The following is a 14187-nucleotide window of genomic DNA, read 5'->3' on the forward strand; positions in this document are numbered from 1 at the left end:
CTGGTTACCTTGGGCGGCATGCCGCCCAACGACGAAACAGTGCGCGGCCTCATCGAAGCAGCTCTCGGCGACGACAACCCCGACGGGGCGGTGCGGTGGCACGTGATCTCCGTACTGCGACAGCGCGGCGATCTTGAGTCCTTCATCGAGGCTCGGCGGCTCTGCGCGGCGGACGACGTCACCCAGCGTCTGCTCGGGGTGGACATCCTGGGCATGCTCGAGGCGTACGTGGATCGGATCCTGCCCGTCCTGCGCTACCTGGCGGCCAGCGAGGACGACGTCATGGTGCTCTACTCGGTGCTCATCGCCTTCGGCCACCTGGCCGACCCCCGGTCGCTACCGTCGGTGATGGATCTGGCCGGGCACGAGGACCCGCGGGTCAGGTACGGCGCCGCGTACGCGCTCCAGCACGTGCTGGGCGACCCGCCGGACCGGGCCGGGCTGAACGCGCTGCGGGCGCTGGCGGCCGACAGTGACGCCGACGTGGCCGACTGGGCCTCGCTCGGCGTCGCCCTCACCACAGGCGATCAGGACCGCCTGGACCCGCTCGCCTGAAGCGGTGCTTCAGCCCCGTGAGGCCATGTCCAGGACGTCGGGCGGCATCTCCTCCACCCGCCCGGGATCCCACGGCCGTTCCAGCCCGCCTTCGCGCAGCACCCCGTCGAGCACCATCGCGGTGAACCCCCACACCAGCATCCCGCGCACCCGGAAGGCGGGCCCGGCGTAGCCGCCCGGATGCCGCAACGTGAACCGGTTGTCCGGATCGACCAGCTCGGCGATCGGCACCCGCTCCACGGACTCCACCTCGGCGGGCGAGGCCGCGTGCACCGCCGACGGAGTGCGCCACCAGCCGACGACCGGTGTGACCCGGTTGTCGCTGCGCCAGATGTAGAGCTCGGGCATCGTACAGAGCACGGTCACGCCCTGTGGATCGAGACCGGTCTCCTCCTCGGCCTCGCGCAGCGCCGCCCCGACGGGCCCGCCGTCCTCCGGGTCCACGCCGCCGCCGGGAAAGGCCGGCTGGCCCGCGTGCCTGCGTCCGCGCGAGCTGCGCTGGATGAGCAGCACGTCAGGCCCGAGCGGGCCCTCGCCGAACAGCAGCAGGACCGCCGCGGGCCGCCCTCCCTCAGCGGGCGGGCGCAGCCCGGCGGGCACCGAAGTGAGTACGGCCTGCGCCGCGAGCGTGTCGAGCCAGTCGGGCACCTGAGTCACGCAATCTCCAACACACCAGGGGTTCGGGGACTTCCCTACTCAGGAAAAGGGGCCCGGTCTGACGAGCTTCTGGGCCTTGACGGCGTCCGTGGGACCCGTGCCGTACGAGGGGCAGAGGGCGGCCAGCGGGCAGACGCCGCAGGCCGGCGTACGGGCGTGGCAGATGCGGCGCCCGTGCCAGATGACCCGGTGCGAGAAGATCGTCCACTCGCGTTTGGGGATCAGCTCCCCCACCACGTGCTCGATCTTGACCGGGTCGGTCTCGTCGGTCCAGCCGAAGCGGCGGACCAGCCGCTGGAAGTGGGTGTCGACGGTGAGGCCGGGCACGCCGAAGGCGTTGCCGAGCACCACGTTGGCGGTCTTGCGGCCCACGCCGGGCAGCTTGACCAGGTCCTTCAGCTTGCCGGGCACCACCCCGCCGTGCTGCTCGCACACCGCCTGGGCCATGCCGATGATGCTGTTGGTCTTGGCACGGAAGAACCCCGTCGAGCGGATGATCTCTTCCATCTCGGCTCGGTCGGCGCCCGCATAGTCATCCACCGTCGGGTACTTGGCGAAGAGTACTGGAGTAACCATGTTGACCCTCTTGTCCGTACACTGCGCCGAGAGGATCGTCGCGACCAGCAGTTCGAGCGGGGTACCGAAGTCGAGCTCGCAATGAGCCTCGGGGTAGGTTTCCGCCAGGATGCGATTCATCCGGCGTGCGCGACGCACGAGGGCGAGCCTGGACTCAGTGGGCATTCCCATAGCCTACGTGCGCCGCCTGGAGTGGGGTGCGTCACAATGGCAGCAGAGGAGGCAGAGTGAACACCGAAGATGTGCTGGGCAAGGCCCCCCTGTTCGCCGCGCTTGACCGCGAGAGCGCCGCGGCGCTACGGACGAGCATCACCGAAGTCCAGCTGTCCAAGGGGCAGACGCTCTTTCACGAGAACGAGACGGGCGACCGGCTCTACGTCGTGCTCGAAGGCAAGATCAAACTGTCGCGCACCTCGCCCGACGGCCGCGAGAACCTGCTCAGCGTGCTCGGCCCGAGCGAGATGTTCGGCGAGCTGTCGCTGTTCGACCCGCGCCCCCGTACGGCCTCCGCGACCGCGCTGACCGACGTACGCCTGGCCGGGCTGGGCCACGACGACCTGCGCCCCTGGCTCACCGGCCGGCCCGAGGTGGCGCTCCACCTTCTGCGGGCGCTGGCCCAGCGGCTACGGCGCACCAACGACGTGCTGGCCGACCTGGTCTTCACCGACGTGCCCGGCCGGGTGGCCAAGCAGCTGCTCGACCTGGCCGAGCGGTTCGGCACCAAGACCGACGACGGGCTGCGCGTCCACCACGATCTCACCCAGGAGGAGCTGGCCCAGCTCGTCGGCGCCTCCCGCGAGACGGTCAACAAGGCTCTCGCCGACTTCGCGCAGCGTGGCTGGCTGCGCATCGAGGCAAAGGCCGTGGTCATCCTCGACATGGACCGCCTCTACAACCGCTCCAGGTAGTCCAGCTGGGCCCGCACCGACATCTCGGCGGCGGGCCAGAGCGACGTGTCGACGTCGCTGTAGACGATCTCCACGATCTGGCGGGGCGTCTTGGCGCCTTGGCGCAGTGCCGCCCTGATCTGGTCGAGGCGCTGGCGCCGGTGCGCGATATAGCCGTCGAGCACGCCGATCGGGTCGGCCAGCACCGGTCCGTGGCCCGGCAGCAGCGCCGCCACGCCCAACTCGTCGGCCATGGCCCTGAGCCGGTCGAGGCTGCGCAGATAGTCGGCCAGGTCGCCGTCGGGGGCGATCACCGTGGTGCCGCGGCCGAGCACGGTGTCGCCGGTCAGCATGGCCTGGTCCTGGGGCAGCCAGAAGCAGAGCGAGTCGAACGAGTGGCCCGGCGTGCCGTACACGCGCACCTCGACGTCACCGGCGCTCACCACGTCGCCGTCGCCCAGCCCCTCGTCGCCGAGCCGGTGCTTGGGGTCGAGGGCCCGCACGGGCGCGCCGACCAGCTCGGCGAAGCGCCGGGCGCCGCCGCTGTGGTCGTGGTGGCCGTGGGTGAGCAGGATCCAGCTCACCCGGCGCTCGGCCAGGTGGTCGGCGACCCGGCGCAGGTGGCCCTCGTCGTCGGGGCCCGGATCTATGACGATGGTGTCCCGGTCGCCGATGATCCAGGTGTTCGTGCCGTCGAGGGTCATGGGCGACGGGTTGGGCGCGAGCAGGTTCTCGGCGTGGGCCGTACGGGATCCGTCGGGCGAGCCGACCGGAATGTGCAGACCGCTCATGCCGTCACCAGCTGAAACTCGCCGTCGACCTCCACGACCCTGGGCAGGATCGTGACGATCTCCCGTCGCGTGGCCAGGACGTCCGCCACCGAGTCGCAGGCGGCCAGCTCGGTCAGCGTGCGATAGGTGGGCGGCATCAGGAAGATCTTGCCCTCGTGCGCCAGCTCGACGGCGTCGGCCGGGCGCTTCCAGTCGACCTGGTCGGCCTCGCCGCCGACGTCGCGGGTGCGCTGCCCCTCAGGGAGTACGGCGGCGAAGAAGCGGGTGTCGAAGCGCCGGGTCTCGATCTCCGGGGTGATCCAGTGCGCCCACGGCTTGAGCAGGTCCGAGCGGAGCACCAGGCCGCGCTTGGCGAGGAAGTCGGCGAAGGACAGGCTCCGGTCGATCAGCGCGAGCCGGTCGGCCTCCCAGTCGTCTCCCGTGGTGTCGTCGACCACCGAATCGGGCCCGGGCCCCGCGAGCAGCACCCCCGACTCCTCGAAGGTCTCCCGTACGGCCGCGCAGACCAGCCCGCGCGCGACCCCCTCATCCGCGCCGAAGACCGTGCCCCAGTCCGCCGGAGACGGCCCGGCCCAGGCGACGGCGTGGTCGGTGTCACGGGGATCGACCGAGCCGCCGGGGAAGACGTACGCGCCCGCGGCGAAGGCCATCGTGGACTTGCGCCGGAGCAGATAGACCTCCGGCCCCTCACGCAGGATGACCACCGTGGCGGCGTCCCGCGCGGGGACCGGCTGGACGCGTCCGGCGAGGATGTCCCTCGCCCGCTCGGCGAGCTCGTCTGGGAGTTGCAGACCAGTCACATGACCTCCTTCTAGAACAACTCGGGCTTCTAGAACATCACTCGGGTCATCGTGACATATCCGGACTCTCAGGAGACCTCGGCGATCAGCTCCACTTCGACCGGGGCGTCGAGCGGCAGGGACGCGACGCCCACGGCGCTGCGGGCGTGCTTGCCCGCGTCACCCAGCACCTCGGCGAGCAGCTCACTGGCCCCGTTGGCGACCTGGGGCTGCTGCGTGAAGGCCGGGTCGCTGGCCACGAACGCCACGACCTTGACGATCCGCACGACGTTGCCCAGCTCGCCGACCTCGGACTTCAGCGCGGCCAGCGCGTTGAGCGCGCAGATCCGGGCCAGCTCGCGGGCATCGTCGAGACCGACCTCGGCGCCGACCTTGCCGGTCTGCGCGAGCTTGCCGTCGACCATGGGCACCTGGCCCGAGGTGTAGACGAGGTTGCCGGTCCGTACGGCCGGCACATAGGCGGCCAGCGGCGCGACGACCTCGGGCAGCGTCAGCCCGAGTTCGGTGATCTTCTCTTCGGGTGTCACTGCTTCTCCCTCTTGAAGTAGGCGACAAGCTGCTCGGGCGTGGCACCCTGCAGGATCTGGACCAGCTCCCAGCCGTCGGCCCCGAAGTTGTCCAGGATCATCTTGGTGTTGTGGATCAGCACCGGAGCCGTCAGGTACTCCCATTTCTTCATGGAGGCCAGCGTAGGAGAAGCGCAACCCGTGGCGCACCGCACGCCACGATGTGAGCTATCTCAAAGGGTGGTCGTCGGCATTCGTCAAGTGACCGTTCGGTAGCCTCGAAACGTGGACTCTCGGGACACCGATTGGGACGGCGTGCGACTGCACGTGGTCACCGGCAAGGGCGGCACAGGCAAGACCACGGTCGCCGCGGCCCTGGCCCTGGCCCTGGCCTCGGGCGGGCGCAAGGTGCTGCTCGTCGAGGTGGAGGGCAGGCAGGGCATCGCGCAGATCTTCGACCTGCCACCGCTGCCGTACGAGGAGCGCCGGATCGCCGTGGCCCCATCGGGCGGCGACGTCTACGCGCTGGCCATAGACCCTGAGGAGGCCATGCTCGAATACATGGAGATGTTCTACGGCATGCGCAGGGCGGGGCGGGCGCTGACCAAGATGGGCATCGTCGACTTCGCGACCACCGTCGCCCCCGGTTTCCGCGACGTCCTCGTCACCGGCAAGACCACCGAGGCCGTACGCAGGCGCGGCAAGAACGGCAAGCGGATCTATGACGCCGTCGTGCTAGACGCGCCGCCGACCGGCCGCATCTCGCGCTTCCTGAACGTCACTCAGGAGGTCGCCGGGCTGGCCAGAGTCGGCCCGATCAAGAACCACTCCGATCTGGTGAGCAAGGTCGTGAAATCTCCGGAAACGGCGGTGCACTTCATCACCTTGCTGGAGGAGATGCCGGTTCAGGAGACGCTCGACGGCATCGCCGAATTGCGGTCGGCGGGGCTGCCGCCCGGCGGAATCTTCATCAACATGGTTCGTGAATCACTGCTTCCACAGGCCGCACTTGACAGTGCTGTCAAGGGCCGATTCGACGTCGCCGAGCTCACGCTCGGGCTCAAGGCGGCCGGGCTGTCCGACGGCGCCTCCGCGGTGGCGGAGGCTCTGGCGGAAGAGGTCGCCGAGCACGCCCGCCGTACCGAGCTGGAACAGGCCGAGCGCGCCTCTCTGGCGGAGGCGACGCTGCCGTCCTACGAGTTGCCGTTGCTGGCCGACGGCGTCGATCTGAGCGGCCTGTACGAGCTGGCCGAGGCCATCCGCACCCAGGGAGCAGCGTGAAGAAGCCCCCCGTACTCGACGTCGACGCCATACTCGACGACCAGGGCACCCGGATCATCGTCTGCTGCGGCGCCGGCGGCGTGGGCAAGACCACCACGGCCGCCGCACTGGGGCTGCGGGCCGCCGAGCGCGGCAGGTGCGCGGTCGTGCTGACCGTGGACCCCGCGCGACGGCTGGCGCAGTCGATGGGGCTCACCGAGCTCGACAACACCCCGCGCCTGATCAGCTCACCCGAGGGCGGCGGCCAGCTGTTCGCGATGATGCTGGACATGAAGCGTACGTTCGACGAGATCATCGAGGCGCACGCCGACCCCGACCGGGCCCGCCAGATCCTGTCGAACCCCTTCTACCAGTCGCTGTCCTCCAGCTTCGCCGGCACCCAGGAGTACATGGCGATGGAGAAGCTGGGCCAGCTGCGCCGCTCGGACGAGTGGGATCTGATCATCGTCGACACCCCGCCCTCGCGGTCGGCGCTCGACTTCCTCGACGCCCCTGAGCGGCTCGGCCGTTTCCTGGACGGGAGGTTCATCCGGCTGCTGACCGCGCCGGCCAAGGCGGGAGGGCGGAGCGCGTTCCGGCTGCTCAACGCCGGGTTCGGGCTCATGGCGGGCGCCATGACCAAGCTGCTGGGCGCGCAGGTCATCAAGGACCTGCAGACGTTCGTGTCGGCGCTGGACGCGGTCTTCGGCGGGTTCAGGCAGCGCGCGGAGATGACCTATCGGCTGCTCCAGGCGCCGGGTACGGCTTTCGTGGTGGTGGCCGCGCCGGAGCGCGACGCGATGCGTGAGGCCTCCTACTTCGTCGAGCGGCTCGCTGAGGAGCGCATGCCCCTGGCCGGCCTGGTGGTCAACCGGGTGCACGAACCCACCGCGGCGGCGCTCTCGGCCGCGCGCAGCGCCGCCGCGGCGGAAGACCTGGAGTCGCGGGGCGAACACGAGTTGACCGCCGCCGTACTGCGGCTGCACACCGGCAGAATGCAACTCGCCGCCCGCGAACACCGGGAGCAGGACCATTTCCTGTCGGCCCACCCCACAGTGCCGGTCGTCCAGGTACGTGCGATGTCGGAGGATGTCCACGATCTAGCGGGTCTGCGCCAAATCGGGGAACTCCTCGCAACGAGTACATGAGAGTACGGCCGGTGCGAGCACCGGCCGTACTCCCGAGGCCAGGGTCAGCCTGCGATCAGCTCGTTAGTCCGTTCGTACTCTTCCTTGGCAGACTCGAGCAGCTCTCGCCATGAGTCCACGTCAGGACGCCGCCGTAGCAGAGCCCGTCGTTCCCGTTCCGTCATGCCGCCCCACACGCCAAACTCGATGCGGTTGTCCAGCGCATCGGCGAGGCATTCGGTCCGGACCGGGCATCCTCGGCAGATCAGCTTCGCCCTGTTCTGTGCGGCTCCCTGGACGAACAGTGCGTCCGGGTCCGCTCCTCGACAGGCGGCACGGGAGGTCCAATCCGTGATCCACATTTCGACCCCACTCCCCTTAGGTGGTCAGTCGTCATTTGGGGCCGACGGGCGCGGGCGCCGAGCCTCCGTATTCAGTTGCCGCAGAGGAGAACGTACGCAACTAGACGTTCGGGCCGACAGACCCCAGAGGACCAATTTCTCGCTGGAGTCTTGACCGGGAATGACTAGTCACCCCCGTCAGTCAAGGCGAAATGGTGCCGAGTTACCGATAAGGTCACTCATTCGACGTACTCTTGGACTTGTGCAAGCTCAGGGCAAAGATCGTTCCTCGCCGATCTTGAACATCGTGCGGCTGATCGCCGCGGGCGCGGTCGCGGGAGTGCTCACGGCTGCCATAGCCCTTCCCGCGGTCGGTGGAGCGGGGATGTCCGCCAAATCCGCGATGACAGGGATCAACCTGAAGCCCGAGGACCTGGCCGAACCCCCGTTGCCCGAGCGCACGGAGCTGCTGGACGCCAACGGCAAGAAGATAGCCCAGTTCTTCTACGAGAACCGCGAATCGGTGAGTCTCGACAAGGTCGCCCCCATCATGCGGACGGCGCTGATCTCGATCGAGGACTTCCGGTTCTACCAGCACGGCCCGATCGACGTGGAGGGAACGGCCCGCGCCCTCGTCAAGAACCTCACCCAGGGCGGCGTGACCCAGGGTGGCTCGTCGATCACGCAGCAGTACGTCAAGCAGGTGCTCCTCAACTCGGCCGAGACCAAAGAGGAGCAGGCCGCGGCCATCGAGACCAGCGTCGGCCGCAAGCTCAACGAGCTGCGCTACGCCATGGCGGTCGAGAAGAAGTACTCCAAGGACCAGATCCTTGAGAAATATCTGAACATCGCCTACTTCGGCGCCGGTGCGCACGGCATCCAGGCCGCTTCCAAGCGCTTCTTCGGCAAGCCGGCCTCCGCGCTCAACCTCGTCGAGGCGGCCACGCTGGCGGGCGCCGTCCAGAACCCCAACAGGACCGACCCGAACGTCAGCAAGGCGTCCAGGGAGCTGTTGAAGGCCCGCCGCAACGTCGTCCTCGACCGGATGGCCGAACTCGGCAAGATCACGCCACAGGAGGCCGCCGAGGCCAAGGCCAAGAAGCTCGTCTTCAAGGACACCAAGGTCGAAGGCGGTTGCGAGGAGAGCAAGTACCCGTACTTCTGCCTCTACGTCCAGAACGAGATCCTCAACAACGAGGATTTCGGCAAGACCCCCAAGGAGCGCCTGAAGCTGCTCCAGCGCGGCGGTCTCACCATCAAGACCACGATCGACCCGAAGATGCAGAAAGCCGCTGAGAAGGCCATCAAGGAGTACGTCAGCACCAAGGACAAGCCGGTGGCCTCGCAGGCGATGGTCGTGCCGGGCACCGGCGAGATCAAGGCGATGGCGGCCTCGCGCAAGTTCGGCGGCAGCAAGAAGAAGAACGAGATGAGCTACAACGTCGTCGCCGACGCCAAGCACGGCGGTGGCGGCGGCTTCCAGCAGGGCTCGACGGCGAAGGCCTACACGCTCGCCACAGCGCTCGAGGAGGGCCTGAAGTACGGGGACGGCTACCCGGCGCCCGCCGGCTTCACCGCGTCCGGCTACGGCGCGTTCAAGAACTGCGACGGCAAGCGGGTCGGCGACCCCACGCACGAGGTACGCAACTCCAGCGAGGGCGGCGGCGGCTTCAAGACGCTGCAGACCGGCACCTGGGGCTCGGTCAACACCTTCTTCATGCGACTGGAGGAGCGCGTCACGCTCTGCAAGGTCGTCAAGCTGGCCAAGCGGATCGGCCTCAAGCGGGCCGACGGCACGAAGCTGCGGGAGTTCGAGACGTTCACGCTCGGCATCAACGAGGTGGACCCGGTCACCGTGGCCAGCACCTACGCGGTCTTCGCCTCACGCGGCCAGTACTGCAAGCCGCTGGCGATCACCGAGATCAAGGACCGCAACGGCAAGGCCACCCAGTACAAGCCCAAGTGCTCCAAGGTCATGGAGGAGGAGGTCGCCGACGCCGTCAGCGGCATCCTCTCGGGCGTGTTCACCAAGGGCACGATGCGTGAGGTCGGCGGCATCGGCCGGGACGCGGCGGGCAAGACGGGCACCACCGACGGCTACACGGCCGCCTGGTTCGCCGGTTACACCCCGAACCTGGCCTCCGCCGTCAGCCTCGGCGACCCGCGCGGCGCCTTCACCCACAACCTGATCGGCGTCACCATCGGCGGCCGCTACTACAGCTACGTGTACGGGGCGTCGATCTCGGGCCGCATCTGGAAGCAGGCGATGATGGCCGCGCTCAAGGGCGTCGAACCCACCGAGTTCACGCCGGTCAACCAGGAGCGGTTCGGCGGCTGCGGCGACAACTGCGCCCCCAAGCCCAAGAAGGAGAAGAAGGACGACAAGCGGGGCGGCCCTCAGGACGACTTCTTCGACCAGTTCGACCAGTTCAACCGCGACGACAACGGTGACCGGGGACGCGGGCGCGGGCGCAACTGACCTGAGCTTTTGAGTGCCCTGAGTGGCCTGGGTGCCCGCGTTCGTGGCGGGCACCCGAGACTTGGTTAGCCCGAGACCTGGTTAGGCGGACAGTCGCGCGCGAACGGCGGCGGCGACCCGTCCCCCCTCCGCGCGACCGGCGACCTTCGGGTTGACGACCTTCATGACCTGGCCCATCGCCTGAGGGCCGGCGGCACCGGTCTCGGCGACGGCCTCGTCGACGAGGCGGTCGAGCTCCTCGTCGGAGAGCTGCGCCGGCAGGTATTCCTCCAGCACCGCCTGCTCGTCCAGCTCCGCCTGCGCCTGCTCAGCGCGCCCGGCGTTGCCGAACGCCTCGGCCGCCTCCCGGCGCTTCTTGGCCTCCTTGGTCAGCACCTTGACGATCTCGTCGTCGGAGAGCTCCCTGGCCGCCTTGCCGGCGACCTCCTCGACGTTGACCGCCGCCAGTGCCATACGAATCGTCCGGAGACGTACCTCGTCCCGGCTCTTCAGCGAGGCCGTGAGATCGGCCTTCAGCTTGTCCTTCAATGCGCTCATGGGTTCATCTTGCCGCCTGTACGGACGGCTACGTGCTCACGGAGCCCCATCTCACGTACTCGGGACGCCTGGGGCCGGATGTCGGGCATCATGAATGGGTGAGGAAAGCTGCCGCCATACCACTGTCCATCCTCGGTCTCGGCCTGGCCGGTCTGGGTTACGCCTCCGTCGTCGAACGCAACTGGTTCCGGCTGCGCCGCTTCGACGTGCCCGTGCTGGAGCGCGGGCAGCGCCCCGTACGCATCCTCCACCTGTCCGACCTGCACCTGACGCCGGGCCGCAGGATGCTGATCAACTGGGTCCGCTCGCTCGGCTCCCTGGAGCCCGACCTGGTCGTCAACACGGGCGACTCGATCGCCCACCCTGAGGCCGTGCCCGCGCTCCTGCACGCCCTGGAGCCCCTGCTGGCCCGTCCCGGCATGTTCGTGTACGGCTCCAACGACCTCTACGCCCCCAAGCCCAAGAACCCGGCCCGCTACCTCTGGCGCACCTCCAAGAACGAGCGCCGCCAGCACGTCCCGACCCTCCCCTGGGAGGAGCTGGGCGCCGGCATGGCGGCCGAGGGCTGGCTCGACATGAACAACACCACCGCCCGCCTCAAGATCGGCGACCTCGACGTGGCGGTGGCGGGCATCCACGACTCCCACATCGACCGCGACCGCTACGACCTGGTCGCCGGCCCCGCCCCGGCCGACGCCGACCTCCGCCTCGGCGTCATGCACTCCCCCGAGCCCCGCAACATGACCCGCTTCGCCGCCGACGGCTACCAACTCCTCCTGGCCGGCCACACGCACGGCGGCCAGCTGTGCATCCCGTTCTACGGCGCCCTGGTCACCAACTGCGGCATCGACCGGCCCCGCGTCAAGGGCCTCAACCGGCACGACAACGCCTGGCTGCACGTCTCGGCCGGCCTCGGCACCTCGCCGTACGCTCCGGTCCGCTTCGCCTGCTTCCCGGAGGCCTCGTTGCTCACCCTGGTCCCGCGCCGATAAACCCGGTCACAAGCACCCGCGAAGTCAGCTAGACTTCTCAAGCACGCGCAAGAGGGTGTGCACCGGGGTGTAGCGCAGCTTGGCAGCGCGCTTCGTTCGGGACGAAGAGGCCGTGGGTTCAAATCCCGCCACCCCGACCCAGTAGTTGCAGGTGAAGGGCCTGGTTCTCAAGATCGAGAGCCGGGCCCTTGATCGTTTGACCGTCAATTGACCGTCTGTCTGAACGCCTCCAGAGGTCACCGACGGGTTCAAATGAGTTTTCCTGAACACCTTGATCCATCAGCCACGGATCAAAGACCGCACGCTTGTTCAAATGACAAGCACAGCTGAAGCGCTGCTCCGATCACACCTCCAGCAGCCGCAGACCTCAATCCAGCGGCGAGGACACGCCACTGACCGTTCCATTGCTGCTTGACCCCGGTGCTTGGCGGGTGCACTGTGGCCGCGGCCAGGGGCAGAGGGGGAAGCATGCCGGAAGTGGCCGCAACGCCGCTGACAACCCGGCAGACGGGCCGGACTGCCAACGCGATGGATCCGTTTACATTTCAGAGGGCGTTGTGCGATTTGATGCCCATGATGTCGCAGTGTGACCGAGTGGATTTGTAGCGTTACCGCCGGTTGGTGGGCCTGGATGTGCTGGGATGGCCGGGTGAGTGAGCGCAAGCCGTACTCGAGCGACTTATCCGACGAGCAATGGGCGTTGATCGAACCGATCATCACGGCGTGGAAGGCCGCGCATCGCTCCGTCAGCGGCCACCAGGGCAAGTACGAGATGCGCGAGATCGTGAACGCGAGTGCGCCGTGCGGCGCCTTGTTGTATCCCCGGTGAAGCCGGGAGGGACTCGGAAGGAGGTTCCTGGGCCGCCTGGCCTACCTGGAGGTGAAAGCCGAAGGGGAAAGCAGCATGTCTGGAAAGTGGCGACCTCACCATGACCTGCTGCGCTGGCACGTGTGGGAGGACCGCTGCCGCGTCCGCACAGCCTCCGCCCCGTCCATCCTGGCCACCATGCGAAGCTACGCAATCGGCGCGCTACGCCTGCTCAACCACACCAATATCGCCGAAGGCACCCGTTGGGCCCGCGACGACTCTCATGCATCCGCCGATCGCCCTCGGTCTCACGATGTGAGAACTCCTTCAGCCCTGCATGCTTCCTTGATACCGGTACCGAGCTTTCGCCTTCTTCCCGGTCGGTGTGCGCCTCACGTTACGCCGATGGCTGTTCGTCTCCCCAGGCCGTCCGCAGCGTCCGGGTCGCCTGGCCGGAGAGCGCAGTGCGTCCGTGGAGGTTGCGGCGGTTGTCCAGCCAGAGGATGTCACCGCGCCCGAGGGACACCGGACGCTGCACCGAGGGTTGCCTGACGAGCTCGCTCAGCTCCTCGACGGCTGCGGCCCCTTCCGCGGTGTCGGCCCTGATCCGGTACTTCTCGTCGTGGCGGAAGCGGATTGTGGGCGCGTCGCCGATCCCCAGCACGGGGCCCCGCCCCAGGGCGGTCCTGCTGTCATCGCACCGTACGAAGTGGAACTCGGGCCGGCCGAGTACCTCGACGGTGTCTCGTGGCAGGCGTGTGGCGAGGTCGCCTGCCCGCACGACCCGCGACTCCCCGAATCCCGGCAGGTCGGGCTCCACGCACTGAAGGAACAGCATATCGGGGGGAGAGGGCTCGAAGCTGCCGTCGCTGTGCGGCAACAGCCTGCGCTCGGAATTGGCGGGAGCACCCCAATCGGGACACCCCCGAGCACGTCCGCGATCAGGCCGAACTGTGGGTGGGACACGCACGCACCGAACTGGAGTGGGCGAAGAGCCTGAGCAAACGACTGTCTGAGGGCGCCTACACCATGGCCGATGATCCAGGTTCGTGGCGAACGGTCCCCGATCACCTCAAGATGCGCGCCTAATCAACCTTGACTAGACGTTTCTTCCTCGTGTACTTTGGCCAAGTAGTCAAACTGGACTAGTCTCTACCAATCCGTTCGCAACACGGGAGAAGGAATCGAACCCATGGGAAAGCTCGCGATCGAGACGAGAGGGTTGAGCGGAGGTGGGCGCGTGTCGGCGACGAAGCTCCTGGTGCTCGGTATCGTGCACCTCTCCGGCGGCGCGCATGGCTACCAGGTGCGGTCCGAACTACAGAGCTGGGGTGCGGAGAGTTGGGCCAAGATCAAGCCCGGCTCGATTTATCACGCGCTGAAGAAGGCGGCGGCTGATGGCCTCCTCACCGAACACGCCGAGCCGGGCAACTCCGGGCCGGAGCGCGTTCTGTACCGCGCGACAGCTCGGGGACGTGACGAGATGGTCGAACTGGTCCGCGACGGTCTGCGGCGCACCCACGACCCGGACATGCTCAACGCGTCCATCGCCATGTTGCCCATGCTGACCAGGACAGATGCCATCGCGCACATTAACGAGCGGGTCGCGCGCCTGGAAGCGGAGCTCGTAGTGCAGGCCAAGTGGCGGGAGCACCCCAATCGGGACACCCCCGAGCACGTCCGCGATCAGGCCGAACTGTGGGCGGGACAGGCACGCACCGAACTGGAGTGGGCGAAGAGCCTGAGCAAACGACTGTCTGAGGGCGCCTACACCATGGCCGATGATCCGGGTTCGTGGCGAACGGTCCCCGATCACCTCAAGATGCGCGTCTAATCAACTTGACTAGACGTTTCGTCCTCGTCTGCTTTGG

16 protein-coding genes, 1 tRNA gene and 1 pseudogene are annotated in these 14187 nt (G+C 68.0%); 9 read left to right on the top strand and 9 right to left on the bottom strand.

From position 1 onward, the window contains the following. Nucleotides 1–18 precede the first annotated feature (18 nt). The gene (locus tag ACQP2T_RS59285) at nt 19–555 is read left to right on the top strand and encodes a HEAT repeat domain-containing protein (RefSeq protein ID WP_433513435.1); all 537 of its coding nucleotides are present in this window, start codon (nt 19–21) and stop codon (nt 553–555) included. Nucleotides 556–564: 9 nt separating this feature from the next. Here ACQP2T_RS59285 and ACQP2T_RS59290 read toward each other — a convergent pair whose 3' ends face one another. Together ACQP2T_RS59290 and nth are read right to left on the bottom strand one after the other, a co-directional pair. After that, entirely contained in the window at nt 565–1212 is a 648-nt protein-coding gene (locus ACQP2T_RS59290) for an NUDIX hydrolase (RefSeq protein WP_433513436.1), read from the bottom strand. Nucleotides 1213–1251: 39 nt separating this feature from the next. Then, complete coding sequence (gene nth, locus ACQP2T_RS59295) at nt 1252–1959, bottom strand: endonuclease III (RefSeq protein WP_433513437.1); 708 nt, start codon at nt 1957–1959, stop codon at nt 1252–1254. 56 nt (nt 1960–2015) lie between these two features. Here nth and ACQP2T_RS59300 point away from each other — a divergent pair, with 56 nt between their 5' ends. Further along, nucleotides 2016–2696: a Crp/Fnr family transcriptional regulator gene (locus tag ACQP2T_RS59300; protein WP_185069893.1), complete on the top strand. Its 681-nt coding sequence runs from the start codon at nt 2016–2018 to the stop codon at nt 2694–2696. On the opposite strand, the gene ACQP2T_RS59305 is transcribed toward ACQP2T_RS59300, so the two are convergent. The 4 genes from ACQP2T_RS59305 to ACQP2T_RS59320 form a co-directional block, all read right to left on the bottom strand. Continuing rightward, nucleotides 2678–3466, bottom strand: a complete 789-nt coding sequence (locus ACQP2T_RS59305; RefSeq protein ID WP_433513438.1) for an MBL fold metallo-hydrolase — start codon at nt 3464–3466, stop codon at nt 2678–2680. The two genes, ACQP2T_RS59300 and ACQP2T_RS59305, sit on opposite strands and share 19 nt — an antisense overlap. Beyond that, nucleotides 3463–4257 carry an NUDIX hydrolase gene (locus ACQP2T_RS59310; RefSeq protein WP_433519986.1) on the bottom strand — a complete coding sequence of 265 codons (795 nt, stop codon included), beginning with the start codon at nt 4255–4257 and terminating at the stop codon, nt 3463–3465. The genes ACQP2T_RS59305 and ACQP2T_RS59310 overlap by 4 nt, the downstream gene beginning before the upstream one ends. 77 nt (nt 4258–4334) lie before the next feature. Beyond that, the gene (locus ACQP2T_RS59315) at nt 4335–4793 is read right to left on the bottom strand and encodes a RidA family protein (protein WP_433513439.1); all 459 of its coding nucleotides are present in this window, start codon (nt 4791–4793) and stop codon (nt 4335–4337) included. Next, nucleotides 4790–4945, bottom strand: a complete 156-nt coding sequence (locus tag ACQP2T_RS59320) for a hypothetical protein (protein ID WP_165959776.1) — start codon at nt 4943–4945, stop codon at nt 4790–4792. Before ACQP2T_RS59320 ends, ACQP2T_RS59315 begins: the two co-directional genes overlap by 4 nt. Before the next feature lie 112 nt (nt 4946–5057). On the opposite strand from ACQP2T_RS59320, the gene ACQP2T_RS59325 reads away from it, so the two are divergent. Both ACQP2T_RS59325 and ACQP2T_RS59330 read left to right on the top strand, forming a co-directional pair. Beyond that, nucleotides 5058–6053 carry an ArsA-related P-loop ATPase gene (locus ACQP2T_RS59325; RefSeq protein ID WP_433513440.1) on the top strand — a complete coding sequence of 332 codons (996 nt, stop codon included), beginning with the start codon at nt 5058–5060 and terminating at the stop codon, nt 6051–6053. Further along, a complete protein-coding gene (locus ACQP2T_RS59330) occupies nt 6050–7180 on the top strand; it encodes an ArsA family ATPase (protein WP_433513441.1) in 1131 nt (376 codons plus the stop codon). The genes ACQP2T_RS59325 and ACQP2T_RS59330 overlap by 4 nt, the downstream gene beginning before the upstream one ends. A 44-nt stretch (nt 7181–7224) precedes the next feature. On the opposite strand, the gene ACQP2T_RS59335 is transcribed toward ACQP2T_RS59330, so the two are convergent. Further along, entirely contained in the window at nt 7225–7521 is a 297-nt protein-coding gene (locus tag ACQP2T_RS59335) for a WhiB family transcriptional regulator (RefSeq protein ID WP_148036282.1), read from the bottom strand. A gap of 286 nt (nt 7522–7807) precedes the next feature. Here ACQP2T_RS59335 and ACQP2T_RS59340 point away from each other — a divergent pair, with 286 nt between their 5' ends. Next, on the top strand, nt 7808–9979 hold the full coding sequence (locus ACQP2T_RS59340; protein WP_433513442.1) for a transglycosylase domain-containing protein: 2172 nt from the start codon (nt 7808–7810) through the stop codon (nt 9977–9979). An 81-nt stretch (nt 9980–10060) separates the two neighbouring features. Here ACQP2T_RS59340 and ACQP2T_RS59345 read toward each other — a convergent pair whose 3' ends face one another. Next, on the bottom strand, nt 10061–10516 hold the full coding sequence (locus ACQP2T_RS59345; RefSeq protein WP_433513443.1) for a GatB/YqeY domain-containing protein: 456 nt from the start codon (nt 10514–10516) through the stop codon (nt 10061–10063). 98 nt (nt 10517–10614) lie between these two features. On the opposite strand from ACQP2T_RS59345, the gene ACQP2T_RS59350 reads away from it, so the two are divergent. From ACQP2T_RS59350 to ACQP2T_RS59360, 3 genes and pseudogenes are all read left to right on the top strand, one after another. After that, nucleotides 10615–11508: a metallophosphoesterase gene (locus ACQP2T_RS59350; protein ID WP_357954461.1), complete on the top strand. Its 894-nt coding sequence runs from the start codon at nt 10615–10617 to the stop codon at nt 11506–11508. A 63-nt stretch (nt 11509–11571) separates the two neighbouring features. Further along, nucleotides 11572–11645 (top strand) — tRNA-Pro (locus ACQP2T_RS59355). A gap of 512 nt (nt 11646–12157) precedes the next feature. Then, nucleotides 12158–12242, top strand: a pseudogene (locus ACQP2T_RS59360) (transposase); the annotation flags it as partial. Between the two features lie 471 nt (nt 12243–12713). Here ACQP2T_RS59360 and ACQP2T_RS59365 read toward each other — a convergent pair. Next, the gene (locus ACQP2T_RS59365; protein WP_433513444.1) at nt 12714–13154 is read right to left on the bottom strand and encodes a TauD/TfdA family dioxygenase; all 441 of its coding nucleotides are present in this window, start codon (nt 13152–13154) and stop codon (nt 12714–12716) included. A 402-nt stretch (nt 13155–13556) separates the two neighbouring features. Between ACQP2T_RS59365 and ACQP2T_RS59370 the strand changes: the two genes are divergently transcribed. Further along, nucleotides 13557–14150, top strand: coding sequence for a PadR family transcriptional regulator (locus ACQP2T_RS59370; RefSeq protein WP_433513445.1), 594 nt, complete (start codon nt 13557–13559; stop codon nt 14148–14150). The last annotated feature ends 37 nt before the right edge of the window (nt 14151–14187 follow it).

This window comes from Nonomuraea sp. CA-143628 (genome assembly GCF_050942315.1).
GTDB lineage: Bacteria > Actinomycetota > Actinomycetes > Streptosporangiales > Streptosporangiaceae > Nonomuraea.

What these genes read in the sequence shown, in the direction of transcription:
- ACQP2T_RS59285 (WP_433513435.1), top strand. Translation starts at nt 19, where the DNA reads ATGCCGCCCAACGACGAAACAGTGCGCGGCCTCATCGAAGCAGCTCTC.
- nth (WP_433513437.1), bottom strand. Translation starts at nt 1,959, where the DNA reads ATGGGAATGCCCACTGAGTCCAGGCTCGCCCTCGTGCGTCGCGCACGC.
- ACQP2T_RS59305 (WP_433513438.1), bottom strand. Translation starts at nt 3,466, where the DNA reads ATGAGCGGTCTGCACATTCCGGTCGGCTCGCCCGACGGATCCCGTACG.
- ACQP2T_RS59320 (WP_165959776.1), bottom strand. Translation starts at nt 4,945, where the DNA reads ATGAAGAAATGGGAGTACCTGACGGCTCCGGTGCTGATCCACAACACC.
- ACQP2T_RS59335 (WP_148036282.1), bottom strand. Translation starts at nt 7,521, where the DNA reads ATGTGGATCACGGATTGGACCTCCCGTGCCGCCTGTCGAGGAGCGGAC.
- ACQP2T_RS59345 (WP_433513443.1), bottom strand. Translation starts at nt 10,516, where the DNA reads ATGAGCGCATTGAAGGACAAGCTGAAGGCCGATCTCACGGCCTCGCTG.
- ACQP2T_RS59365 (WP_433513444.1), bottom strand. Translation starts at nt 13,154, where the DNA reads ATGCTGTTCCTTCAGTGCGTGGAGCCCGACCTGCCGGGATTCGGGGAG.